22 protein-coding genes are annotated in these 25,518 nt (G+C 61.1%); 7 read left to right on the forward strand and 15 right to left on the reverse strand.

Translation table 11 applies throughout. The annotated features are described in order from the left end of the window. The first annotated feature begins 195 nt into the window (after positions 1-195). On the forward strand, positions 196-1,572 hold the full coding sequence (locus AB4N53_RS18405) for a glutamine synthetase family protein (protein WP_016772657.1): 1,377 nt from the start codon (positions 196-198) through the stop codon (positions 1,570-1,572). 226 nt (positions 1,573-1,798) lie between these two features. Continuing rightward, entirely contained in the window at positions 1,799-2,425 is a 627-nt protein-coding gene (locus tag AB4N53_RS18410) for a TetR/AcrR family transcriptional regulator (protein ID WP_341638132.1), read from the forward strand. A 133-nt stretch (positions 2,426-2,558) separates the two neighbouring features. On the opposite strand, the gene AB4N53_RS18415 is transcribed toward AB4N53_RS18410, so the two are convergent. The 8 genes from AB4N53_RS18415 to AB4N53_RS18450 all read right to left on the reverse strand — a co-directional run bounded on the left by AB4N53_RS18415 (position 2,559) and on the right by AB4N53_RS18450 (position 9,911). Then, positions 2,559-2,774, reverse strand: a complete 216-nt coding sequence (locus AB4N53_RS18415; protein ID WP_003229256.1) for a TOBE domain-containing protein — start codon at positions 2,772-2,774, stop codon at positions 2,559-2,561. Between the two features lie 106 nt (positions 2,775-2,880). Next, a complete protein-coding gene (gene ssuB / locus AB4N53_RS18420) occupies positions 2,881-3,687 on the reverse strand; it encodes an aliphatic sulfonates ABC transporter ATP-binding protein (protein ID WP_460122175.1) in 807 nt (268 codons plus the stop codon). Then, positions 3,684-4,466, reverse strand: a complete 783-nt coding sequence (gene ssuC / locus AB4N53_RS18425) for an aliphatic sulfonate ABC transporter permease SsuC (RefSeq protein ID WP_460122177.1) — start codon at positions 4,464-4,466, stop codon at positions 3,684-3,686. Before ssuC ends, ssuB begins: the two co-directional genes overlap by 4 nt. A gap of 9 nt (positions 4,467-4,475) precedes the next feature. Further along, positions 4,476-5,624 carry an FMNH2-dependent alkanesulfonate monooxygenase gene (gene ssuD, locus AB4N53_RS18430; protein ID WP_016772653.1) on the reverse strand — a complete coding sequence of 383 codons (1,149 nt, stop codon included), beginning with the start codon at positions 5,622-5,624 and terminating at the stop codon, positions 4,476-4,478. Positions 5,625-5,649: 25 nt separating this feature from the next. After that, positions 5,650-6,624 (reverse strand): sulfonate ABC transporter substrate-binding protein, encoded by a 975-nt coding sequence (locus tag AB4N53_RS18435; protein WP_460122179.1) that lies wholly within the window; start codon positions 6,622-6,624, stop codon positions 5,650-5,652. 89 nt (positions 6,625-6,713) lie between these two features. Continuing rightward, positions 6,714-7,307 carry an NADPH-dependent FMN reductase gene (gene ssuE, locus AB4N53_RS18440; protein WP_041476877.1) on the reverse strand — a complete coding sequence of 198 codons (594 nt, stop codon included), beginning with the start codon at positions 7,305-7,307 and terminating at the stop codon, positions 6,714-6,716. A gap of 315 nt (positions 7,308-7,622) precedes the next feature. After that, positions 7,623-8,261, reverse strand: a complete 639-nt coding sequence (locus AB4N53_RS18445; protein ID WP_460122181.1) for a peroxiredoxin — start codon at positions 8,259-8,261, stop codon at positions 7,623-7,625. A 291-nt stretch (positions 8,262-8,552) separates the two neighbouring features. Continuing rightward, complete coding sequence (locus tag AB4N53_RS18450; RefSeq protein ID WP_460122183.1) at positions 8,553-9,911, reverse strand: OprD family porin; 1,359 nt, start codon at positions 9,909-9,911, stop codon at positions 8,553-8,555. A gap of 367 nt (positions 9,912-10,278) precedes the next feature. On the opposite strand from AB4N53_RS18450, the gene tauA reads away from it, so the two are divergent. Further along, entirely contained in the window at positions 10,279-11,265 is a 987-nt protein-coding gene (tauA, locus tag AB4N53_RS18455; RefSeq protein WP_460122185.1) for a taurine ABC transporter substrate-binding protein, read from the forward strand. A 99-nt stretch (positions 11,266-11,364) separates the two neighbouring features. Here tauA and argA read toward each other — a convergent pair whose 3' ends face one another. Beyond that, positions 11,365-12,666, reverse strand: coding sequence for an amino-acid N-acetyltransferase (gene argA / locus AB4N53_RS18460; protein ID WP_460122187.1), 1,302 nt, complete (start codon positions 12,664-12,666; stop codon positions 11,365-11,367). Between the two features lie 273 nt (positions 12,667-12,939). Then, complete coding sequence (gene argE / locus AB4N53_RS18465) at positions 12,940-14,097, reverse strand: acetylornithine deacetylase (RefSeq protein ID WP_460122189.1); 1,158 nt, start codon at positions 14,095-14,097, stop codon at positions 12,940-12,942. Positions 14,098-14,253: 156 nt separating this feature from the next. On the opposite strand from argE, the gene AB4N53_RS18470 reads away from it, so the two are divergent. Next, positions 14,254-15,624, forward strand: a complete 1,371-nt coding sequence (locus tag AB4N53_RS18470; RefSeq protein WP_460122192.1) for a CYTH domain-containing protein — start codon at positions 14,254-14,256, stop codon at positions 15,622-15,624. Positions 15,625-15,713: 89 nt separating this feature from the next. Here the strand turns inward: AB4N53_RS18470 and AB4N53_RS18475 are convergent, their stop codons facing one another. Then, positions 15,714-16,178, reverse strand: coding sequence for an Lrp/AsnC family transcriptional regulator (locus tag AB4N53_RS18475; protein WP_024014730.1), 465 nt, complete (start codon positions 16,176-16,178; stop codon positions 15,714-15,716). A gap of 126 nt (positions 16,179-16,304) precedes the next feature. Between AB4N53_RS18475 and AB4N53_RS18480 the strand changes: the two genes are divergently transcribed. The 3 genes from AB4N53_RS18480 (at position 16,305) to AB4N53_RS18490 (ending at position 18,907) form a co-directional block, all read left to right on the forward strand. Further along, positions 16,305-16,643 carry a hypothetical protein gene (locus tag AB4N53_RS18480; protein WP_460122195.1) on the forward strand — a complete coding sequence of 113 codons (339 nt, stop codon included), beginning with the start codon at positions 16,305-16,307 and terminating at the stop codon, positions 16,641-16,643. Between the two features lie 92 nt (positions 16,644-16,735). Continuing rightward, complete coding sequence (locus AB4N53_RS18485; RefSeq protein ID WP_460122197.1) at positions 16,736-18,520, forward strand: GspE/PulE family protein; 1,785 nt, start codon at positions 16,736-16,738, stop codon at positions 18,518-18,520. A 66-nt stretch (positions 18,521-18,586) separates the two neighbouring features. Beyond that, a complete protein-coding gene (locus AB4N53_RS18490; protein ID WP_172667868.1) occupies positions 18,587-18,907 on the forward strand; it encodes a DUF2388 domain-containing protein in 321 nt (106 codons plus the stop codon). A gap of 186 nt (positions 18,908-19,093) precedes the next feature. Here AB4N53_RS18490 and gcvP read toward each other — a convergent pair whose 3' ends face one another. From gcvP to AB4N53_RS18510, 4 genes are all read right to left on the reverse strand, one after another. After that, positions 19,094-21,967, reverse strand: a complete 2,874-nt coding sequence (gene gcvP, locus AB4N53_RS18495) for an aminomethyl-transferring glycine dehydrogenase (protein ID WP_460122199.1) — start codon at positions 21,965-21,967, stop codon at positions 19,094-19,096. A 255-nt stretch (positions 21,968-22,222) separates the two neighbouring features. After that, positions 22,223-22,606, reverse strand: coding sequence for a glycine cleavage system protein GcvH (gene gcvH, locus AB4N53_RS18500; RefSeq protein ID WP_460122201.1), 384 nt, complete (start codon positions 22,604-22,606; stop codon positions 22,223-22,225). 48 nt (positions 22,607-22,654) lie between these two features. After that, complete coding sequence (gene gcvT / locus AB4N53_RS18505; RefSeq protein ID WP_460122202.1) at positions 22,655-23,737, reverse strand: glycine cleavage system aminomethyltransferase GcvT; 1,083 nt, start codon at positions 23,735-23,737, stop codon at positions 22,655-22,657. Positions 23,738-23,892: 155 nt separating this feature from the next. Next, positions 23,893-25,509 carry an ABC transporter permease gene (locus AB4N53_RS18510; RefSeq protein WP_460122204.1) on the reverse strand — a complete coding sequence of 539 codons (1,617 nt, stop codon included), beginning with the start codon at positions 25,507-25,509 and terminating at the stop codon, positions 23,893-23,895. Positions 25,510-25,518: the final 9 nt, after the last annotated feature.

Genomic DNA, 25,518 nt, shown 5'->3' on the forward strand with positions numbered 1-25,518 from the left:
TACAACACGGCCTGCTCAAGCCCGCAGCTGAGCATCGTTCAAGGTTTGAAAAAGTGCCCCAAAGTGCCCCATAAATGCCCTTCAAGCGCTTTTTCGGGGCAAAAAAGGCCTCGCTTGACTTCGGCAGGCCGTTCGGGTTGACTGAAACCAGAAAAGATCAATGATTGATATTTTTAACAACAAAGGTGTTGCATCATGTCGGTACCCCCGCGTGCCGTTCAGCTTAACGAAGCGAACGCGTTCCTTAAGGAACATCCTGAGGTTCTGTACGTTGACCTTCTGATTGCGGATATGAATGGTGTGGTGCGCGGCAAGCGCATTGAACGCACCAGCCTCCACAAGGTTTACGAGAAAGGCATCAACCTGCCGGCCTCTCTATTTGCTCTGGATATCAACGGCTCTACGGTGGAAAGCACCGGTCTGGGCCTGGACATCGGCGACGCCGATCGCATCTGCTATCCGATCCCCGATACCCTGTGCAACGAGCCCTGGCAGAAGCGCCCGACCGCGCAGCTGTTGATGACCATGCACGAACTCGAAGGCGATCCGTTCTTCGCCGATCCCCGTGAAGTGCTGCGTCAGGTGGTGACCAAGTTCGACGAGCTCGGCCTGACCATCTGCGCCGCCTTCGAACTCGAGTTCTACCTGATCGACCAGGAAAACGTGAACGGCCGTCCACAGCCGCCACGCTCGCCGATCTCCGGCAAACGCCCGCACTCGACGCAGGTCTACCTGATCGACGACCTCGACGAATACGTCGACTGCCTCCAGGACATTCTGGAAGGCGCCAAGGAACAAGGCATCCCGGCCGACGCGATCGTCAAGGAAAGTGCCCCGGCGCAGTTCGAAGTGAACCTGCACCACGTCGCCGACCCGATCAAGGCCTGCGACTACGCGGTCCTGCTCAAGCGTCTGATCAAGAACATCGCCTACGACCATGAAATGGACACCACCTTCATGGCCAAGCCGTATCCGGGCCAGGCGGGCAATGGTCTGCATGTACACATTTCGATTCTGGACAAAGCCGGCAAAAACATTTTTGCCAGCGAGGATCCCGAGCAGAACGCCGCGCTGCGTCACGCGATCGGCGGTGTGCTCGAGACCCTGCCGGCGCAGATGGCTTTCCTCTGCCCGAACGTCAACTCGTATCGTCGCTTCGGCGCGCAGTTCTATGTACCGAACTCGCCGTGCTGGGGCCTGGACAACCGCACCGTGGCGATTCGCGTACCGACCGGCTCTGCCGATGCCGTGCGTATCGAGCACCGCGTGGCCGGCGCAGACGCCAACCCGTACCTGCTGATGGCTTCGGTACTGGCCGGCGTGCACCACGGTCTGGTCAACAAGATCGAACCGGGCGCGCCTGTCGAAGGCAACAGCTACGAGCAGAACGAGCAGAGCCTGCCGAACAACTTGCGCGATGCCCTGCGCGAGCTGGACGACAGCGAGGTGATGGCCAAGTACATCGATCCGAAGTACATCGATATCTTCGTCGCCTGCAAGGAAAGCGAGCTGGAGGAGTTCGAACACTCCATCTCCGACCTTGAGTACAACTGGTATCTGCATACCGTTTAAATGGTTTGCAGCTTAAAAAAACGCCGTTGGCTGATTCAGCCAGCGGCGTTTTTTATAGCCGCCTGCGGCGGTTCGCGAGCAGGCTCGCTCCCACAATTGATCTCCAGTGAACGATGACTTTATGTACGCAGCGGATCCTGTGGGAGCGAGCCTGCTCGCGAAGGCGGCCGGGCAGACAATACAGATGCCTGCTCGTACAATGCCCGCTGCCCCGCAGGAGACTTCCATGACGCGTCCCGCCACCGTTCGCAAACCCCGTGCCCGCAGCCAGGCGCGGATCGATTCGATACTCGACGCCGCGCGCACCCTGCTGGCGGCCGAGGGCGTGGCCAGTCTGTCGATCTACAGCGTCGCCGAGCGCGCGCAGATTCCGCCCTCCTCCGTGTATCACTTCTTCGCCAGCGTCCCGGCACTGCTCGAAGCCCTGACCGCCGATGTCCACGCAGCCTTCCGCGCCTGCCTGCAAGCGCCGATCGATCACGATGCTTTGCGCGACTGGCGTGATCTGTCGCGACTGGTCGAACAGCGCATGCTGGAGATCTACGACGAAGACGCAGCCGCGCGGCAATTGATCCTGGCGCAACACGGCCTGACCGAAGTCACCCAGGCTGACCGCCAGCACGATCTGGAACTGGGCGACCTGATGCACAAGCTGTTCGACCAGCATTTCGAGTTGCCGAGGCTGCCGGACGATGTCGATGTGTTTGCCCTGGCGATGGAACTGGGCGACCGGGTTTATGCCCGTTCGGTGCAGCAGCACGGGCAGATCACCCCGCGCATGGCCGAAGAAGGGATGCGGGTGTTTGATGCCTATATCAGCCTCTACCTACCGCCGTATTTACCTAAACGCTAAAAAATCGCAGCCTTCGGCAGCTCACATGGGAACGCGTTCCAAAGTAGGAGCTGCCGAAGGCTGCGATCTTTTGATCTTCAAAAAGAAACCCCGCAGGGCTCACACCCTCCGGGGTTGTTTTTTGCTCACCGGTTCACAACTTGGCGATCGACACCTCGGTGGATTTCACAAAGGCGATCACCTCGCTGCCGACCACCAGCTCCAGCTCTTTGACCGAGCGGGTAGTGATCACCGAAGTGACGATGCCCGAAGCAGTCTGCACGTCGATTTCCGACAGCACGTCGCCGAGAACGATTTCCTTGATCGAGCCTTTGAACTGGTTGCGCACGTTGATGGCTTTGATAGTCATAGCATTTCTCCTGGGATCGAAATGAGCGGCAAGCGCCAAGCTATAAGCTGCAAGTAAAAGCACCAGGCTTGTTCTTGCGGCTTGTAGCTTGAAGCTTGCAGCTGCTTCATTGCGCCCAACGCAATTGCGTAGGCAGGGGTGAAACGGGTTCCGGCGCCGGCGGCTCGCCGGGCAGGGACAAAACACGGTTGAGCACTTCGGTTTCCAGCGCGGCGAGGCGGTGCGAGCCACGCACCCTGGGGCGCGGCAGGTCGATGTGCAGGTCGAGGCCGACTTCGCCGTCCTCGATCAGGATCACCCGATCGGCAATCGCCACCGCTTCACTGACGTCATGGGTCACCAGCAGCACGGTAAAACCGTGTTGCTGCCAGAGCCGTTCGATCAGTTGCTGCATCTCGATGCGGGTCAGGGCATCCAGTGCGCCGAGCGGTTCGTCGAGCAGCAGCAGACGCGGCTGATGAATCAGCGCCCGGGCCAGCGCGACGCGCTGCTTCTGGCCACCGGACAATGCCGCCGGCCAGTCATTGGCGCGATCGGCCAGGCCGACTGCGTCCAATGCATCCAGCGCTTGCTGGCGCCAGTTGCCCTTGAGGCCGAGGCCAACGTTGTCGATGATCTTTTTCCACGGCAGCAGCCGCGCTTCCTGGAACATCAGCCGCGTATCGTCGCGCGCCTGGCTGAGCGGCGCGGAGCCGGCGAGCAGGTCGCCGCCAGTCGGTTGATCGAGGCCGGCGAGCAAGCGCAAGAACGTGCTCTTGCCACACCCGCTGCGCCCGACCACGGCAACGAATTGGCCCGCCGGAATGTGCAGATCGATGTCGCGCAACACTTGGCGTGAGCCAAAGGTTTTCTGCAGATTGCGCACCGCCAGTGGAATGCCGCGCAACAGGCGTGGAGGTTGTTGAGCGGTCATGCCGCACCTCCTTTGGCAACCTGATAGGCCGGATGCCAGCGCAGCCACACACGTTCAAGCCCACGGGCGGCAAGGTCGGCGAGTTTACCCAGCACCGCATAAAGCAGGATCGCCAGCACCACCACGTCGGTCTGCAGAAACTCGCGGGCGTTCATCGCCAGATAGCCGATGCCGGAGCTGGCCGAAATCGTTTCGGCAACGATCAGCGTCAGCCACATGAAGCCCAGGGCGAAGCGCACGCCGACCAGAATCGACGGCAGTGCGCCCGGCAGAATCACCTGCCGGAACAGGCTGAAACCGCTCAGGCCATAACTGCGCGCCATCTCCACCAGCGCCGGGTCGACGTTGCGGATGCCGTGATACGTGTTCAGGTAAATCGGGAACAAGGTGCCCAGCGCCACGAGGAAAATTTTCGCTGACTCGTCGATGCCGAACCACAGGATCACCAGCGGAATCAGCGCCAGATGCGGCACGTTGCGGATCATCTGCACCGAGCTGTCGAGCAGGCGCTCGCCCCATTTCGACAGGCCGGTGATAAAGCCCAGCACCAGGCCGATGCTACCGCCGATAGTGAAACCAAGGGCCGCGCGCCAGCCGCTGATCGCCAGGTGCGTCCAGATCTCGCCGCTGCGTACCAGACTGACGCCGGCCTCGATCACCGCCACCGGTGCCGGCAGAATCCGCGTCGACAACCAGCCCGCCGACACCGACAACTGCCACACCGCCAGCAGCAACACCGGCAACGCCCAGGGCGCGAGGCTGTGGATGATTTTTTTCATGACTGCGCCTCAGCTCTGCGACGCGGCTTTGGGCAGGATGTCGTTGGCGACCATCTCGCCGAACGGGCTGACATAACCGGCGCTTTTCGGCAGTTCCGGGCGCTCGACGTCGAGGTGCGGAAACAGCAGCTCGGCCACCCGATACGACTCTTCGAGGTGTGGATAACCGGAGAAGATGAACGTGTCGATGCCAAGATCCGCGTATTCCTTTACCCGCGCCGCCACGGTCGGGCCATCGCCGACCAGCGCAGTACCGGCACCGCCGCGTACCAGCCCGACACCGGCCCACAGGTTCGGGCTGACTTCGAGGTTGTCGCGGCTGCCGCCGTGCAGCGCGGCCATGCGTTGCTGGCCGACCGAATCGAAGCGCGCCAGCGAAGCCTGGGCACGCTGGATGGTGTCATCGTCCAGATGCGAGATCAGCCGATCCGCCGCTTGCCAGGCTTCAGCGTTGGTTTCACGCACGATCACATGCAGACGAATACCGAAGCGCACAGTGCGGCCGAGCTTGGCGGCTTTGGCACGCACTTGTGCGATCTTCTCGGCCACCGCGGCCGGCGGCTCGCCCCAGGTCAGAACCATCTCCACTTGTTCGGCGGCCAGATCCTGCGCCGCTTCCGAGGAACCACCGAAATACAGCGGCGGACGCGGTTGCTGGATCGGCGGATAGAGCAGCTTCGCGCCTTTCACACTGATGTGCTCACCGTCGTAATCGACGGTTTCGCCTTCCAGCACGCGGCGCCAGATGCGGGTGAATTCCACCGAAGCCTGATAGCGCTCTTCGTGGTTGAGGAACAGACCGTCACCGGCCAGTTCTTCCGGATCACCACCGGTGACCAGATTGAACAGCGCACGCCCGCCGGACAAACGATCCAGGGTCGCTGCCTGCCGCGCCGCGACCGTCGGGGAGATGATCCCGGGGCGCAGGGCGACCAGAAACTTCAGGCGCTGGGTCACTGGAATCAGCGAGGCCGCCACCAGCCATGAGTCTTCGCAGGAACGCCCGGTCGGAATCAACACACCGCCGAAGCCCAGACGATCCGCCGCTTGCGCGACCTGTTGCAAATAACCGTGATCAACCGCGCGGGCGCCTTCGGCAGTGCCAAGGTAATGGCCGTCGCCGTGGGTAGGCAGGAACCAGAAGATATTGAGGCTCATGGAGTGGTCTCCTTGTGGATTCGAATTACTGGGCTTGGGAGCTTTGGGCCACAGCGGCCGGCGGGGTCCAGATCACATCCTTGATGCTCAACGGCTTGGGAATCAGCTTGAGCTGGAAGAACGTGTCGGCGATTTTCTGTTGCGCGGCGACTACTTCCGGGGTCAGGAACAGCGCGCCGTAGCCCTGGCGTTTCACCGAGGTCAGGGTGATGTCCGCCGGCAGGCCAAGCAGTGGCGCGACCTGTTGCGTCACGTCTTCAGGATTGGCTTTCGACCATTCACCAACCGCCCGCACTTCTTCGACGAGGGTCTTGATCACCTCGGGATTTTTCTGCGCGTAAGGTTTGGTCGCGAGGTAGAACTGGTGGTTGTCGACGATGCCTTTGCCGTCACGCAGGGTGTGCGCTTGCAGTTGTTTCTCGGCAGCGGCCTGGTACGGATCCCAGATGACCCAGGCGTCGACACTGCCACGCTCGAACGCAGCGCGGGCATCGGCCGGCGGCAGGAATACGGTTTGAATGTCGCTGTACTTGAGGCCGGCGTCTGCCAGTGCACGCACCAGCAGGTAGTGCACGTTGGAGCCCTTGTTCAGGGCGACTTTCTTGCCCTTGAGATCGGACACCGATTTGATCGGCGAGTCTTTCGGAACGAGGATCGCCTCACTGTTCGGCGCTGGCGGTTCGTAGGCGACGTAGAGCAGATCAGCGCCGGCGGCCTGGGCGAAAACCGGTGGGGTTTCGCCGGTCACGCCGAAGTCGATCGAACCGACGTTGAGGCCTTCGAGCAGCTGCGGGCCGCCGGGAAACTCGGTCCATTGCACGTCGACGCCTTGCGCGGCGAGGCGTTTTTCCAGAGTGCCTTTGGCTTTGAGCAGCACCAGCGTGCCGTACTTCTGATAACCGATCCGCAATGTCTCGGCTTGAGCTTGGGTGATGGCGCCGAAGGTGACAGCCGCAGCAAACAGAGCGACCAGACCACGACGCAAAAATACAGTGCGCATAGCGCTCTCCTTTTTGCTGTTGGGTTGTGGCTGCACCTGCTTGCCCGTTGGCGGGCGAGTAAGGCCAGTACTTCAAATTTCGATCAGGCTTAAATGCTCCAGCGAGCACTCAACAAACGTTCGTTCAACAGGCCCGGCTCCAGTGGTTTCGGCCGGCGCGCCATGGCGCCGATGAACTGGTCCAGGGCCTCGTGCAAGCGCTGCTCCAAGGCCGGCGCCAACTGCGCGGCGGCACTGCCTTCGCCGTAAGCGATCTGGCTGTCCTCGGCAAAAATACCCTGGAGCATTTCCTGGGCCTTGAGTGCCGACAGCACAGGCTTGAGGGCGTAATCGACCACCAGCATGTGGGCGATGCTGCCGCCGGTAGCCATCGGCAAGACGATCTTGTGGTTCAAGGCACGCTCCGGCAGCAGATCCAGCAGGGTCTTCAGCGCTCCGGAAAACGAGGCCTTGTACACCGGCGTGGCGATCAGCAGGCCATCGGCGTTTGCGATCTGTTGCAGCAGGTCGAGGACCTTCGGGCTGTCGAAGCGGGCGTGGAGCAGATCCTCGGCCGGGAAGTCCCGTACCTGATAACTCACCACTTCCACCCCTTGCTGTTGCAACCAGCGTTGCGAGCGCTCCAGCAGCACCCCGGAACGGGAGCGCAGGCTGGGGCTGCCACCAAGTGAGACGACCAGCATTGCAGATTCCTTCAAGCGTTACAGGCGATTCGCAGGCTGCGATCTCGCTTCAATGGCAGTGACCTTACCAGCTGATTTATATATCCATAAATCATATTTATTCATTTGGTTATGCGTTTAAGAGATATATCGCTGAGCAGAATCCAGGCGAAAAAAAAGGCCGTCGAAACGGCCGAAATTCCCCTGCGTTGTGATTCCGGATTCTCAATTGCCTGGGCTGGCGCCTTCGCGAGCAGGCTCGCTCCCACAGGGGAAAGCATTGCAAATGTGGGAGCGAGCCTGCTCGCGAAAGCGGCGGTGGCTGCACCGCAAATCTTATTTATTCGGCTGCGGCGTCAGGCGCAGGTACGGTTTCACCGCCCGATAGCCCTTTGGGAAGCGCTGCTTGATCTCTTCCTCATCCTTGAGCGACGGCACGATCACCACCTCTTCACCGTCCTGCCAGTTGGCCGGGGTGGCCACCTTGTAGTTGTCGGTCAGCTGCAGCGAATCGATCACTCGCAAAATCTCGTGGAAGTTGCGCCCGGTGCTCGCCGGATAGGTGATGGTCAGGCGGATCTTTTTGTTCGGATCGATAACGAACAGCGAACGCACGGTCAGGGTGTCATTGGCGTTCGGGTGGATCAGGTCGTAGAGATCGGAAACCTTGCGATCAGCATCGGCCAGGATCGGAAAGTTGACGACAGTGTTCTGGGTTTCGTTGATGTCTTCGATCCACTTGTGATGCGAGTCCACCGGATCGACCGACAGCGCGATGGCCTTGACGCCGCGCCGACTGAATTCATCCTTGAGCTTGGCGGTGAAACCCAGCTCGGTGGTGCACACCGGAGTGAAATCCGCCGGATGGGAAAACAGCACACCCCAACTATCGCCCAGCCATTCGTGGAAACGAATCTTGCCGGCGCTGGAGTCCTGTTCGAAATCGGGGGCGATGTCGCCGAGTCTGAGGCTCATGGTGCTGCTCCTGATGAGGGATGGGAGACAACAACTGTAGCTCGGGATCAATCAGCGTGAAAAAGAATAAATAAATAGATATTTAGATGATTAAGGAATATTAAACATCTGTTCATTGGACACCGACCGGCATCGCGACGAACATCCAATACAAGGTTCGAGAAGGCCTTGAGTTGCAGCAAAGAGGGACATCGAGAAAGGCTTACGGGGGTGAGCCTGACTCGAAACGCAAAAGCCCCGTCCGGCGCGATGCCGGACGGGGCTTTTTTTGCTTCAGTTGCTCGAGCGCTGTTACAGCAGCGGGATCGAGTAGCTGAGGATCAGGCGGTTTTCGTCCTGGTCGCGTTGACCGGCGATGTCGGTGCGCCAGGTAGCGTTTTTCCACATCACGCCAACGTTCTTCAACGGGCCTTCCGGAACAACGTAGGCGACGGTCAGATCGCGTTCCCACTCGGAAGCGCCATTCGAGGTTTGCACACGACTAGCGTAGGTATCAACGTTGTCGCCGCGCAGATAAACCATGCCTGCGGTCAGGCCAGGCACGCCAACCTTGGCGAAGTCATAGGAGTAGCGTGCCTGCCAAGTGCGCTCGCCGGCACGGTTGAACTTCTGGATCTGCATGTCGGTGATGGTGTAGTTCGACGAGCCGTCGCCCTGGTTCAGCCAAGGGAAGTCGCTGCTGCCATTGCTCACCTGATAGCCGCCACCAAAGGTGTGACCGGCAACGGTGTACAGGAACAAGCCGCTGTACAGATTGTTGTCGACCTTGCCTTTGCCGTTACCCAGCGAACTGTTGCCGTAGGCACCGTTGCTAAAATAGGCAGATTCATCGCCATTACGGCCGTCGTCGGAGCTATTGAAGTAACGGAAGTCGGACTTCAACACACCTGGACCGATCGACCAGTTATGTACCAGACCCAAGAAGTGCTGCTTGTAGAAGTTTTCCAGGTTGCCGTAGTAATACTGGGCCGTCAGGTCTTTGGTGATCTTGTAATCGCCACCGGCGTAGATGAACTTATTGCTGTTTGCGGTGCGCGCGTTTGCGCCACCGATAGACAGCTGTTCGTTGTTGCTGGAGTTACGACCTTTCACGTGCTCGATCTGGCCACCGACCAGAGTCAGGTCCTTGATCTCGCCGGAAGTGATCTGGCCACCCTGCCAGGTTTGTGGCAGCAAACGACCATCGTTGGTAACGATGACCGGGTTCTTCGGCTGCAGAGTACCCAGCTTCAGTTCGGTCTGGGAGATCTTCGCTTTGGCCGTCAGACCCAGGCTGGAGAAGTTATCAACCGCCTGACCGTTGGATTCGCTTGGGAAAACAGTGCCACCGTAAGCAGTGCCTGGGCCGCCGCCGGAGGCAACGTTACCGTTGGTGCCGCCGCCTGAATCCAGACGTACGCCCAACAGGCCGATGGCATCGATACCGAAGCCGACGGTGCCTTGGGTGTAACCGGAGATGAAACGGAGGTCGAAGCCTTGGCCCCACTCTTCGTTGCGGCTTGGTTCGGCAGTGCCGTCACGGTTGTCAGTGTTGATATAGAAGTTACGCAGACCCAGAGTAGCCTTGCTGTCTTCGATGAAACCGGCGGCGCCTGCCTGCTGCGCCATAACCCCAACGGCCACAGCCAGGGCCAAGGTGGACTTGTTCATGTATCGCTCCTCTCGTTCTAATTCTTGTGTTCCTGGTTCGGGGTCGATTTGCCCTGAATCCTAAGATTCGCGATTAGCGCCAGACCGTGACTGCCAAGTCAATCGTAACCTTGTATGTCTACGACCATCGTCTAATCGCGAGTGATTTGGTCCCTGCAGGGTAAAGACTTCCTGATAAACCCAAAAAGAATTTATTCGCTCTTTTTCATGCCATTCAGGCATATGGCCCATTAATGGCCATCCGCGCCGGGAAACAGCGTATCGGCGCCTAAGCTCATTCCTAAATGGTATTTGTTGACCTTTTTTTAGATCGATTAGCTTTGCCGTACTCCCAACACGGCAAATCCCATCGAAAAGGCGACGCATCATGGCGAAACGCGCACTATCTAGTCAATTTGTTACAGTTTGTGTGTCGGCACTGTTTTCTTTTTCCGCACAGGCCGCCGGTCTGACTGTGGGCTATCAAACCGGCATTGATCCAAGCAAAGTGCCGCAGGCCGACGGCGTCTATGAAAAAACCATTGGCGAGAAGATCGACTGGCGCCGGTTCAACAGCGGCCCGGAAGTAGTGACAGCCATTGCTTCCGGCGACGTGCAGATCGGCAACCTCGGCTCGAGCCCACTGGCTGCGGCAGCCTCACGTAATCTGCCAATTGTCGCGTTCATCGTCTCCGCGCAGATCAATGCCGCCGAAGCCTTGGTGGTGCGCAACGGCAGCGGCATCGACAAGCCACAGGACCTGATCGGCAAAACCATCGCCACACCGTTCGTATCGACCTCGCACTACAGTCTGCTCGGCGCACTGCAGCACTGGGGCCTGAATACTTCGCAAGTCAAAGTGGTCAATCTGCAACCGGCGGAAATCGCTGCAGCGTGGAAGCGTGGCGACATTGATGGCGCTTTCGTCTGGTCGCCGGCGCTGGGCGAGATCCGCAAGACCGGCAAGACCCTGACCGACGCCGCCCAGGTCGGCCAGTGGGGTGCGCCGACCTTCGAGGTGTGGGTGGCGCGCAAGGATTTTGCCGAGAAGCATCCCGAGGTCGTGGCGAAATTCGCCAAGGTCACCCTGGACTCGTTCGCTGACTACGCCGCGCACAAAGACAGCTGGACGGCCGACTCGGTGCCTGTGCAGAAAATCGCCAAACTGACCGGTGCCAACGCCGCGGATGTGCCGGAACTGCTGGCCGGTTCGGCATTCCCCGCCGCGAAGGCGCAGCAAACCACGGCGCTGCTGGACGGCGGCACCGCGAAGGCAATTGCGCAAACGGCGAAATTCCTGAAAGAACAGGGCAAGGTCGAGACGGTGCTGCCGGATTACTCGCCGTACGTCAGCGCGAAATTCATCACTCAGTAAAAAGCTTCGCGAGCAGTCTCGCTCCCACACTGGAATGCGCTTTCCTGTGGGAGCGACGGTGCGACGATTCGACCTGCTCGCGAATGGAGCGACACGGTTTTACAGAGTTTTTTCGAAAATCTTCGAATTACGCTGATAGTTGTACAGCGACGCCCGCGCCGCTGGCAGGCGTTCTACGCTGCTTGGCTCGAAACCGCGCTCGCGGAACCAGTGCGCGGTGCGCGTGGTGAGTACGAACAGGGTTTTCAGACCCTGCGCCCTTGCCCGGGTTTCGATACGCTCGAGCAATTCGTCGCCGCGACCGCCATGGCGATACTCCGGATTCACCGCCAGGCACGCCAGTTCGCCGGCATCGGAATCGGCAATCTGATACAGCGCCGCACAGGCGATGATCATGCCTTCCCGTTCAACCACGCTGAACTGCTCGATCTCGCGCTCCAGCACTTCCCGCGAGCGGCGCACCAGAATGCCCTGCTCTTCCAGCGGACTGATCAGATCGAGCAGGCCGCCGACGTCTTCAATCGCCGCCTCGCGCACCAGTTCGAATTGTTCTTGCGCCACCAGCGTACCGCCACCGTCACGGGTGAACAGTTCGGTCAGCAGGGCGCCGTCTTCGGCATAACTGACGATATGGCTGCGCGCCACGCCGCCACGGCAGGCTTCGGCGGCGGCATCGAGCAACTCCGCTTGATAGTTGCTCATGCCGAGGCGCTGCAAATGGGCCGGCACTTGTTGCGGGCGCAGTTCGCGCACCAGTTTGCCGTTCTCGTCGATCAGGCCGAGCTCGGCACCGAACAACAGCAGCTTGTCCGCGCCCAGGTCGATCGCGGCGCGGGTGGCGACGTCTTCGCAGGCGAGGTTGAAGATCTCGCCGGTCGGCGAATAGCCCAACGGCGACAGCAACACGATCGAGCGCTCATCGAGCAGGCGATTGATGCCTTTGCGGTCGACCCGACGCACTTCGCCGGTGTGGTGATAGTCAACACCTTCCAGCACGCCAATCGGCCGCGCGGTGACGAGATTGCCGCTGGCCACGCGCAGACGCGAGCCCTGCATCGGCGACGAGGCCATGTCCATCGACAGCCGCGCTTCGATGGCAATGCGCAACTGGCCGACCGCATCAATCACACATTCCAGGGTCGCGGCATCGGTGATGCGCATGCCGTGGTGGTAATGCGGGGTCAGGCCACGGGCGGCAAGGCGGGTTTCGATCTGCGGGCGCGAGCCGTGCACCAGCACCAGACGCACGCCAAGGCTGTGCAGCAGAACGATGTCGTGAACGATGTTGCCGAAATTCGGATGCTCCACGCCGTCGCCGGGCAGCATGACGACGAAGGTGCAATCGCGGTGGGCATTGATGTACGGGGACGCGTGACGAAGCCAATTGACGTATTCGGGCATGAACCTGGGCCTGTAATAAATAGCAGCCGGAAAAGGGGCGAAACGAAAAACGCACAGCAGGCTGATGGTTATCGTCGGAACAGGCTTGGCGGCACGCGCGCTCTCCTCATGAATACGGGTTGGAATGCTGGCAATTTACAGCGTTTGATCAGGCAACACATAGATCCCTCGTGAGAGCGGGCTTGCTCGCGAAGGCGGCGTATCCGTAGACATCTATGTGTCTGACGCACCGCCTTCGCGAGCAAGCCCGCTCCCACATGGACAGTGTTCAATTCATAGAACTTTGTCCGGGCTCAGGCAGTAATGTTCAATCAGTTGCCGTAATAGATGCACGGTAGGCTGCAAACGTGACATTTCAAGGTACTCGCCAGGCTGATGCGCGCAGGCAATGTCGCCGGGGCCGAGGACGATGGTTTCGCAGCCGAGGCGCTGAAGATAAGGCGCTTCGGTGCCGAACGCTACTGCTTCGGCGCGATGGCCGGTGAGCTTTTCGGCGATGCGCACCAACTCTGCGTCTTCGGCCTGCTCGAACGGCGGCACTTCCGGGAACAGCGGTTTGTAATCGATTTTCACCTTATGCCGCTCGGCCACCGGGTTGAGCTTGCGCAGGATTTCCGCGCGCAGCAGGTTCGGGTCCATGCCCGGCAGCGGCCGCAGGTCGAATTCCAGCGAACACTGGCCGCAGATGCGATTGGGGTTGTCGCCACCATGAATGCAGCCGAAGTTCATGGTCGGTTGCGGCACGCTGAACTGTGGATTGCTGAATTCGCGCTGCCACAACAGGCGCAGGCCGCGCAGTTCGCCGATGGCATCGTGCATCGCTTCAAGGGCGCTGTGGCCCAGGCGCGGATCAGACGAGTGGCCGCTTTGGCCGAGGATGTCGATGCGCTCCATCATGATGCCTTTGTGCATGCGGATCGGCTTGAGCCCGGTCGGCTCGCCGATCACCGCCGCGCGGCCCAACGGTTGCCCGGCCTCGGCCAGCGCGCGGGCGCCGGACATCGAGCTTTCTTCGTCGCAGGTGGCGAGGATCAGCAGCGGTTGTCTGAACGGCTGATCGAGCAGCGGCTGCACGGCTTCGATGATCAGCGCGAAGAAGCCCTTCATGTCGCAGCTGCCCAGCCCGACCCAGCGGCCATCGACTTCGGTGAGCTTCAGCGGATCGGTCTGCCACAACGCGTCGTCGTAGGGCACGGTGTCGCTGTGCCCGGCCAGCACCAGGCCGCCGGGGCCACTGCCGAAACTGGCGAGCAGATTGAATTTGCCGGGGCTGACCTGCTGGATATCGCAGCTGAAACCCAGGTCACCGAGCCAGCCAGCGAGCAGATCGATGACGGCGCGGTTGGACTGGTCCAGGTTCGGTTGGGTACAGCTGACCGATGGCGCGGCAATCAGCGCGGCGAACTGGTCTTGCATGGACGGCAATGGCATCACTGACTCCAGGTCCCGGATTGAGGCCCACTATAGAACCATCCGGCGCGCGGAATAAACCGCCGCAGGGCGTAGGAAGTTTGACTCCTGTACACTGCACGGCCTTGGCAGCCACACATTCCCCCGGCTGCGCTCCCGATTCTGGATGTTCCGGCCATGCAAAAAGAAACTGAAATCAAACTCCGCGTCAGCCGCGAAACCCTCGCTGCCCTGCGCGAGCACACGCTGCTGAAGAAACGCAACAAAAGTGGCTGGGAACGCCGTGAGTTGATGAACCAGTATTTCGACACCCCCGAGCGCGACCTCGCCCAGGCCAAAGTCGCCCTGCGCCTGCGCAAGGATGGTGACGAAGTGATTCAAACCCTCAAGACCCGTGGCCAGAGCGTCGCCGGTCTGTCCGAGCGTAACGAATACGACTGGAAACTGCCGAAAGCCAAGCTCGATGTGAAGAAACTCGACGGCGAATGCTGGCCCGAGGCGCTGGCCGAGCTGGACAAGAAAACCCTCAAGCCGATCTTCACCACCGATTTCGTCCGCGAGCGCGCCGAAATCGCCTGGGGCCGTGGCAAGACCAAAGTGGTCATCGAAGCCGCGCTGGATCTCGGTCACGTGGTGGTCGGCAAGCAGAAGGAAGAAATCTGCGAGCTGGAACTGGAGCTGCGCGAAGGCGAGCCTGCCGCGCTGCTGGAACTGGCTGCCGAACTGGCCGAAACCCTGGCACTGATGCCGTGCGATATCAGCAAGGCCGAGCGCGGTTATCGCCTGCACGACGCCAACAGCTACTCGCTGAGCCTGCCGGCGCCGCAACTGACTACAGAAACCCGCCTTGACGACGCCTTCGCCGCGCTGAGCTGGCATCTGCTCGGCAGCAGCCAGCGACTGGCCGAGCAATATCGCTTCAACGGCCACTGGCGCCTGCTGCAGGATTGGGTCGAGAACCTCGCGGAAATGCGCGCCCTGCTCAGCAGCCTCGGCCAGGCCGCGCCGCGTCAGTCGACCCACGATTTGCGCGTGGCCCTCGATGCCTTGCTGGAAGACTGGCGTCCGCTGGTACAGGTCGGTATCGAAGATGAAGACGTGCGCAAGGCCGCGCCGGAGCAGTTCCTCGAAGAACTGGAAGACCCGCGCTGGGGCCAGTTCTCGCTGAACGCTTCCCGCTGGCTGCTGGCACGCACCTGGACCGCCGACCGCAACACTCGCGGTAATCGTCAGGGTGACGCGCAACTGCACAGCTGGCTGCCGCGTCTGTTGGGTGAAGAAGCCACCGCTCTGCAGCTGCAGCGCTATCAGCAGCAGCCGGAAGACCTCGCCGAGCAACTGCCGCGTATCGAGCGCATCCAGGTCTGGTTGCACCATGCACGCAACGTGCTGGACATCCCGGAAATGGATCGCCTGTATGGTGAGCTGAACAAACTGGCGCAACTGGCCAACGAGCCGACCATCACCGACGAACTGCTCGATGCGCGCAAGCATCAAGCGATTGCGGTGTACCAGAACCGCGCCTGGAAAATGCTCCTGCGCATGTAATACCGCTTTCGCGAGCAGGCTCGCTCCCACATTGGAATGCAATCCCCCGTGGGAGCGAGCCTGCTCGCGAAGAGGCCAGCTGCCTTACCTCAAACCGGCAGGCTGGTGGTGGACTTGATCTCCGACAGCGCCACGATCGAATTCACTTCCTGTATCCCCGGCACCAGCGACAGTTTCTCGAAGAAGAACCGCTCGTACGCCTCGATGTCCGCCGCGACAATGCGCAGCATGAAATCCACTGCACCCATCAGCACATAACACTCCAGCACTTCCGGAAAGCCGCGAATCGCCTCGGTGAATTCAGTGAAGTTCGAACGCCCATGAGCGTTGAGTTTGATCTCGGCGAAGATCTGCGTGTTCAAGCCGATCTTCTTGCGATCCAGCAAGGTCACCTGGCCGCGAATGATGCCCTCCTCCTTCATCCGCTGAATCCGCCGCCAGCACGGCGATTGCGACAGGCCGACCTGTTCGGCGATCTGCGCGCTCGACAGCGAAGCGTCTTCCTGGAGCAAGGCAAGGATCTTGCGGTCGTAGGCGTCCAGCTCGCTGTGCATAAAAAATCCTCAAAGATCAGCTTTCACGAATCATTTCTTTCGATAAGTCCGTTCAGGCGCCGATCATAGCCAAGAAATACCCCGCACCGAATGTAAAAATTTCTCCAATGATTTTGGAGACTCGCCATGCCGCACCTTGAAGCTGTAAACAGCCCCGCCGCCCGCGCTGATGTCTGGAACGTCAATAACGCCCATTGCCTGGCGCAGTACCGAATCCTTGCCGAGGCCGAGCCGGACCTGCTGGTGCGCGTGCTGAATCTGTTCGCCTTGCAGTTTCTGACCCCGGAGCAGGTCAACGTCCAGCGCCAGGACGATCTGCTGTCGATCGATCTGCTCATGGGCGGCCTGAGCTGGCATCGCGCGCAAGTGATCGCGGAGAAACTGCGTAACCTGATCAGCGTCTGCGCGGTGGATCTGCACAACGCCGATGCGGCGTGGCAGGCGCCCGCCCAGGCTGCCGGCTGACAAATCCGGCAACGGCTTCGTCGGGTAGTGGCCCAACGGTCAGCAGAGCCACGACTATCCTTTTGCGCATGACGCTTAAAAAGGAAAGCCGCATGTCCGTTCAATTTGTCACTCAGGACCGCTGGCTCGACCTCAACGATGTGTTGCGAGAATTGGTCGCCCAAGGCTTCATCTGCCAGGACGCGGCGGAACAGGCGCTCAATGCCCGCCGTCGCCATGCTGCTCACGGGCAGATGCATCCGCTGGAATTCATCGCCAGCCAGCAACTCGACGACCTCAGCCGTCCGGGCAAACATCTGGATCTGGAAAGCCTGACCCTATGGCTGGCGCAGCAGGCCGGCCAGCCGTATTTGCGCATCGATCCGCTGAAAATCAATGTTGCGGCGATCACACCGCTGATGTCCTACGCCTTCGCGCAACGGCACAAGATTCTCGCCGTCGCCGTGGACCGCGACTCGGTCACCGTGGCCAGCGCGCAGCCTTACGTCAGCGGTTGGGAAGCCGATCTGACCCACGTATTGAAGCTGCCGATCAAACGCGTTGTGGCCAATCCGGTGGACATCCAGCGCTTCAGCGTCGAATTCTTTCGTCTGGCCAAATCGGTCAGCGGCGCCAGCAACGCCGACGCCCAGGGCGGCAACCTCGGCAATTTCGAACAACTGCTCAACCTTGGCGCCAGCGATCAGGAGCCGGACGCCAACGACGCGCACATCGTCAACATCGTCGACTGGCTGTTCCAGTACGCCTTCCAGCAGCGCGCCAGCGATATCCACATCGAACCGCGCCGCGAGCATGGCACCGTGCGCTTTCGCATCGATGGTGTGCTGCACAACGTCTATCAATTTCCGCCGCAAGTGACCATGGCGATCGTCAGTCGCCTGAAAAGCCTCGGTCGCATGAACGTCGCGGAAAAGCGCAAACCCCAGGATGGCCGGGTCAAGACCAAGACCCCGGACGGCGGCGAAGTGGAGCTGCGGCTGTCGACCTTGCCGACGGCGTTCGGCGAAAAAATGGTCATGCGGATTTTCGACCCGGAAGTGCTGCTGAAGAATTTTGACCAGTTGGGTTTCAGCGCCGACGATTTGCGCCGCTGGCAGGACATGACCCGGCAACCCAACGGCATCATCCTGGTCACCGGGCCGACCGGTTCGGGCAAGACCACCACCCTGTACACCACGCTGAAAAAACTGGCGACGCCGGAGGTCAATCTCTGCACCATTGAAGACCCGATCGAAATGGTCGAGCCGGCCTTCAACCAGATGCAGGTGCAGCACAACATCGAGCTGACCTTCGCTGCCGGGGTCCGCGCGCTGATGCGGCAAGACCCGGACATCATCATGATCGGCGAGATCCGCGACCTTGAAACTGCCGAAATGGCGATTCAGGCCGCGCTCACCGGGCACTTGGTTCTGTCGACGCTGCACACCAACGATGCGCCAAGCGCGATCAGCCGTCTGCTTGAGCTCGGCGTGCCGCATTACCTGATCAAGGCCACCGTGCTTGGGGTCATGGCCCAGCGTCTGGTGCGCACGTTATGCCCGCACTGCAAGGCACCGTTGACGCTCGATGAAGAAGACTGGCAAACCCTGACCCGGCCCTGGCAGGCGCCGCTGCCGAGCAATGCGCAACGGGCGATCGGCTGCCTGGAATGCCGCGACACCGGCTATCGCGGCCGCGCCGGGGTCTACGAAATCATGCAGCTGAGCGACAGCCTCAAAGCACTGATCACCCCGGATACCGACCTCACCGCGATTCGCCGCCAGGCCTTCAAGGAAGGCATGCGCAGCCTGCGCCTGTCCGGTGCGCAGAAAGTCGCGGCAGGGTTGACCACCGTGGAAGAAGTGCTGCGGGTGACGCCACAAAGTGAGTTGAAATAAGTCGGCACGGAACTGGATCGGGGAATCGCCTATCCAACGCCGTAGTCAATCCCCAGGAGTCACCTCATCATGCGTCTCAAACTCGCTGTCGCCACCTTGGCCCTGCTGTCGCTTCCCGTTGGTTCGGCTATGGCGGACAGCTTTTGGCGTAACGTCATTTCCTCCGGTGCCACCACCGGATCGACCTACCTGACGTTCAAGGATCACAAGCTGATCGTCGCCGCCCAGGACGACGCCGGCAGCTTCGTCGCCAGCGACGGCGGCATCCGTGGCCCGTACCTGGAAGCGGCGATGCAGAAAGTCCGCGCCGACAACCCGGGCCTGCAGGCTTCGGACATGGAACTGGCGAACGCGATCCTGGCGAAGAACGCCGTGGCTTCCGAGTAAGCCTCGCGCCATGAAAAATGCCGCTCGATCGAGCGGCATTTTTTTGCCCGGATTACCGCCTCACCACCATGCCTTGTAGGAGCGAGCCTGCTCGCGAAAGCGGTTAGCCAGTCACCGAAAATGCTGGCTGGACGATTGCTTTCGCGAGCAGGCTCGCTCCCACAGGGACGGTGGTGGATTTAGAGATCAGCGGTAATCATCGACCGGTACACAGGCGCAATACAGATTGCGATCGCCGTAAACGTTATCCACCCGATTCACCGCCGGCCAATATTTGTGCAAGCGCGTGTGCGCATCCGGGGTGATGGCCTGTTCGATGCTGTAGGGCCGTTCCCAGATTCCGGTGACATCGGCCAAGGTATGCGGCGCGCGCTTCAGCGGGTTGTCTTCGCCCGGCCAGTTGCCCTTCTGCACTTCATTGATCTCGGCGCGAATGCTCAGCATCGCCGCGATGAAGCGGTCGAGCTCTGCCTTGGATTCGCTCTCGGTCGGCTCGACCATCAACGTACCGGGCACCGGGAAGGACATGGTCGGCGCGTGGAACCCGTAATCCATCAGCCGCTTGGCAACGTCTTCCTCGCTGATGCCGGTCTGCGCCTTCAGTGGGCGCAGATCAAGAATGCATTCATGGGCCACGCGGCCATTGCGCCCGGTGTAGAGCACCGGGAACGCGCCGGATAGATGTTGCGCCAGATAATTCGCCGCCAGAATCGCCACCTCGCTAGCGTCCGCCAGTTGCGGGCCCATCATGGCGATATACATCCAGCTGATCGGCAAAATGCTCGCGCTGCCCCATGGTGCTGCGCTGACCGCGCCGTTCTGCGCCAGCGGCCCGTCGATCGGCACCACTGGGTGGTTGGCCACAAACGGCGCCAGATGCGCGCGAACGCCGATCGGGCCCATACCCGGCCCGCCGCCGCCATGGGGAATGCAGAAGGTCTTGTGCAGATTCATGTGCGACACGTCGGCGCCGATGTCCGCCGGTCTGGCCAGGCCGACCTGGGCATTGAGGTTAGCGCCATCCATATACACCTGGCCGCCATGCTGGTGAATCACTGCGCAGATTTCGCTGATGCCTTCCTCGTAAACCCCGTGGGTCGACGGATAGGTCGCCATCAGGCACGACAACTTGTTCCCGGCCTCGGCGGCTTTCAGCTTCAAATCATCCAGATCGACGTTGCCCGCCTCATCGCATTCGACAATCACCACACGCATCCCGGCCATCTGCGCCGAGGCCGGGTTGGTGCCGTGGGCCGACGACGGAATCAGACAGATATCCCGCGCGCCCTCGCGCCGACTCTCGTGATATTTGCGAATAGCCAAAAGCCCGGCGTACTCGCCCTGCGCGCCGGAGTTGGGCTGCATGCAGATCGCATCGAAACCGGTAATCGCGCAGAGCCAACGCTCAAGCTCTTCGATCATCAGCGTGTAACCAACGGCCTGCTCCCTCGGCACGAACGGATGCAGATGGGCGAACTGCGGCCAGGTGATCGGGATCATCTCGCTGGTGGCGTTGAGTTTCATCGTGCACGAGCCCAGCGGGATCATCGACTGGTTGAGCGCCAGATCCTTGTTTTCCAGCTGTTTGAGATAACGCAGCATCTCGGTTTCGCTGTGATGGGCGTTGAACACCGGATGTTGCAGGTACGGCGTACTGCGCTGGAGTTCGTGAGCAATTCCCGAGGCGATGTCCTGCGCATCAAGCGCATCAACGCTCAGGCCGTGATCGGCGCCGAGCAGCACATCGAACAGCTTCGCCACGGTGTGCTCATCACAGCTCTCGTCCAGACTCAGCCCGACGCGGCCGCGACCAAGAATGCGCAGGTTGATCTGCGCTGCCTGAGCGCTTTCGATGATTGCGGTTTGTGCGCCGCCGACCTCCAGGGTCAGGGTGTCGAAGAACTGCTTGTTGAGCCGCTTGATGCCGTTGCGCTCAAGGCCCGCCGCGAGGATGCAGGTCAGGCGATGCACGCGCTGGGCGATACGCTTCAAACCCTCGGGGCCGTGATACACCGCGTAGCAACTGGCGATATTGGCCAGCAGCACCTGCGCTGTGCAGATGTTCGAATTGGCTTTCTCGCGGCGAATGTGTTGCTCGCGGGTTTGCAGAGCCATGCGCAGCGCGACGTTGCCGCGAGCATCTTTCGATACACCGATGATCCGCCCCGGAATCGCCCGTTTGTATTCCTCGCGGCTGGCGAAGAACGCCGCGTGCGGGCCGCCATAACCCATCGGCACACCGAAGCGCTGGGACGAACCGAACACCACATCGGCACCCAACTCACCCGGCGGCGTCAGCAACAGCAGGCTGAGCAAATCGGTGGCGACACAGGCCAGGGCCTGTTGCGCGTGCAGGTGATTGATCAAGGGTTTGAGGTCGCGGATTTCGCCGTGAGTGTCGGGATATTGCAGCAGCGCACCGAACACCTCGTGCTGCGCCAGATTATCCACCGCGTCGATGATCAGCTCGAAGCCGAAACCTTCGGCGCGGGTCTGTACCACGGAGAGGGTTTGCGGATGGCAGTTTTCATCCACAAAGAACAGATTGCTCTTCGACTTCGCCACGCGCTTGGCCAAAGCCATGGCTTCGGCCGCTGCGGTAGCCTCATCGAGCAACGAGGCGTTGGCCAGTTCCAGACCGGTAAGGTCGATGGTCAGTTGCTGAAAATTCAGCAGCGCTTCGAGCCGGCCCTGGGCGATTTCTGGTTGGTATGGGGTGTACGCAGTGTACCAGCCGGGATTTTCCAGGACGTTGCGCAAAATGACGGTTGGCGTGACGGTGCCGTGGTAGCCCATGCCGATCAGGCTGGTGAATAGCTGATTCTGCTCGGCATAACCGCGCAGCTTCGCCAGCGCAGCCTGTTCGTCGAGGGCCGGCGGCAAATCCAGTGCGCGATTGAAGCGAATGCCCGGCGGCACAGTCTGCTCGATCAGCTCGGCGCGACTGCCCAGGCCGAGGCTGTCGAGCATCGCCTGCTGCTCGGCGGCATCCGGGCCGAGGTGGCGGCGCAGAAAGGCTTCGGAATCGCGTAACTGGCTCAGGGACGGCGACTGGGACATGACGGGCTCTCTCTTGGCTTGCGCTCGGCGTCATTGCAACACGGTCAAACCAGCATAGCAGCCCGTATCGCGCCCAATATTCCAGTATCAGACGCATTTCCATTGTGGGAGCGGGCTTGCTCGCGAAGGCGGTTTGTCAGTCGACATGAATGTGTCTGATACACCGCCTTCGCGAGCAAGCCCGCTCCCACAGGGGGAAATCATCGTGCACAAAAAAGCCCCGACAGGTCGGGGCTTTGCGGTGTTGCTTAACGCTTACTCGCCAATGGCAGCCTGGTAAGCCGCCGCATCCAGCAGCTTGTCCAGCTCGGCCTTGTCGCTTGGCTTGAGCTTGAAGATCCACGCGCCGTACGGGTCGGAGTTCAGCAGCTCGGGCGAGCCGCCCAGCTCTTCGTTGATCGCGATGACTTCACCGCTGACCGGGGCGTAGATGTCGGAGGCGGCTTTCACCGACTCGACCACGCCGGATTGATCACCGGCGGCGAACACCTTGCCGACTTCGGTCAACTCGACGAACACCACGTCGCCCAGCGCTTCCTGCGCGTGATCGCTGATGCCCACGGTGACGGTGCCGTCGGCTTCCAGACGCGCCCATTCATGACTTTCGGCAAAACGCAGTTCGGCAGGGATATCGCTCATCTTCGGTGTCCTCGAGAAATTGTCAGCGGTCGTGCCCGCCAAAAAAGGTTAGATCAAAGTTTTGCCATGGCGGACGAAGGTCGGTTTGACCACCCGTACCGGGTACCACTTGCCACGGATTTCCACTTCGGCGCGGTCGGCGGTTGCCATCGGTACACGCGCCAGGGCAATCGATTTGCTCAGCGTAGGAGAGAAACTACCACTGGTGATCTCCCCTTCGCCAACATCGGCGATGCGCACCACCTGGTGAGCGCGCAAAACCCCGCGTTCTTCCAGCACCAGACCGACCAGCTTGTGCGCCACGCCGGCGGTTTTTTCCTCCTCCAGCGCCGCGCGGCCGATGAACTGCCGCGAGGCCGGCTCCCAGGCGATGCTCCAGGCCATGTTCGAGGCCAGCGGTGAAACGTCCTGATGAATGTCCTGACCGTACAGGTTCATGCCGGCCTCGACACGCAAGGTGTCGCGAGCGCCAAGGCCGATCGGCGAAATACCGGCACCGACCAGATCGTTGAAGAAACCCGGCGCCTGATTGGCGGGCAGGCAGATTTCCAGGCCATCCTCGCCGGTGTAACCGGTACGCGCGATGAACCAGTCGCCGTCGATGGCGCCTTCGAAAGGTTTGAGTTGCTGGATCAGCGTGGCGCGCGACTGGGTGACCAGTTCGGCAATCTTGTGCCGCGCCTGCGGTCCCTGAATGGCGAGCATCGCCAGCTCGCAGCGCTCGTGCAATTGCACGTCGTAGGCGCCGAGCTGGGCGTTCATCCAGGCCAGATCCTGATCGCGGGTCGAGGCGTTGAACACCAGCCGGTAAGCGTCGTCGAGGCGGTAGACGATCATGTCGTCGACGATGCCACCGCGCTCATTGAGCATGGTGCTGTACAACGCCCGGCCCGGGCGGTGCAGACGTTCGACGTCGTTGGCCAGCAAATGCTGAAGCCAGGCCTTGGCCTGGGCGCCGGTGACATCGATCACGGTCATATGGGAAACATCGAACACCCCGCAATCGCGGCGCACTTCGTGGTGCTCCTCGACCTGCGAGCCGTAATGCAGTGGCATGTCCCAACCGCCAAAATCGACCATCTTCGCGCCAAGCGCGAGGTGCAGGTCATACAGAGGCGTACGCTGTCCCATGGGTTTCTCCTTCCGGGCGTGGCGAGGGTGCGGACCGCCGCTATACGGCTGAAAGCCTTGATAAGTAAGGCTTGCAGCCGATTCCAGCGCACGGGTCTGTCAGACGAACCGCACCGAATGCCGCGCATTGTAGCCGCATGATGTAGGACTCACTACTAAGTGTTTCGGTGCGCTGAACGTCGGATCAGCCCGATGACCGGCAACAGACCAACCAGCACCAGGGTCAATGCCGGCAATGAGGCGCGCGCCCATTCGCCTTCGCTGGTCATTTCGAAGATGCGCACCGCCAGCGTGTCCCAGCCAAACGGGCGCATCAGCAGGGTCGCGGGCATTTCCTTGAGCACATCGACGAACACCAGCAACGCCGCGCTCAAGGTGCCGGGCAGCAACAGCGGCAGATACACTTTGAAAAACAGTCGTGGCCCACTGACACCCAGGCTACGTGCCGCTTCAGGCAAAGATGGCCGTATACGCGCCAGACTGCTTTCCAGCGGCCCGTAAGCGACAGCAATGAAGCGCACCAGATAAGCCATCAGTAACGCTGCGAGGCTGCCGAGCAGCAACGGTTTGCCGGCACCGCCGAGCCATGACGAAAACGGAATCACCAGCTCACGATCCAGATAACTGAAGGCCAGCATGATCGACACCGCCAGCACCGAACCGGGCAAGGCGTAGCCGAGATTGGCCAGACCGACCCCGGAGTTGATCGCTTGGGTCGGTGCCAGGCGCCGGGCAAACGCCAGCAACAGCGCAACGCTGACGGTGATCAGCGCTGCCATCGCGCCCAGATACAGCGTGTGCAGGATCAGTCCGGCGTAGCGTTCATCCAGATCGAAGCGCCCGCGCTGCCAGAACCACACGATCAGTTGCAGCAGCGGAATGACGAAGGCGCAGGCAAACACCAGGGCACACCAGCCTGTCGCCGCGAATGCCTTGAGCCCGCGCAGGTGATACAGCGCCTTCACCCGTGGCCGCTCATTGCCGGCCCGATTCGCCCCGCGCGCGCGGCGCTCGCCGTACAGCACCAGCATCACCACCAGCAGCAACAGACTGGCCAGTTGCGCGGCGCTGGGCAGGCTGAAGAAGCCGTACCAGGTCTTGTAGATTGCCGTGGTGAAGGTGTCGAAGTTGAACACCGACACCGCGCCAAAATCGGCGAGGGTTTCCATCAGCGCCAGCGCCACGCCCGCGCCAATCGCCGGACGCGCCATCGGCAGCGCAACCCGCCAGAACGCCTGCCACGGCGACTGCCCGAGCACCCGCGCCGCTTCCATCAACCCCTTGCCCTGAGCCAGAAACGCGGTACGCGCCAGCAGATAAACGTAGGGATAAAAAACCAGCACCAGCACCACGATCACCCCGCCGGTGGACCGCACTCGCGGCAGCCGCAGACCGGTGCCGAACCATTCGCGCAGCAGGGTTTGCACGGGGCCGGCGAAATCCAGCAGGCCGACGAAGACGAACGCCAGCACATAGGCCGGAATGGCGAAGGGCAGCATCAGCGCCCAGTCGAGCCAGCGCCGACCGGGGAACTCGCAGAGGCTGGTCAGCCACGCGAGGCTGACGCCCAGCAGGGTCACGCCGACACCGACGCCGAGGATCAGCGTCAGGGTATTGCCGAGCAGACGCGGCATCTGGGTTTGCCACAGGTGCGACCAGATCTGCTGATCGATGGTCTGCCACGACAGCAGCAGCACGCTCAGCGGCAACAGCACCAGCGCGGCGATGGCGAAGACGATGGGGTACCAGCGGCGTTGGGCGGGGTGGGCCACTTTTGGGTC

Source organism: Pseudomonas sp. H3_E04, from assembly GCF_054668915.1.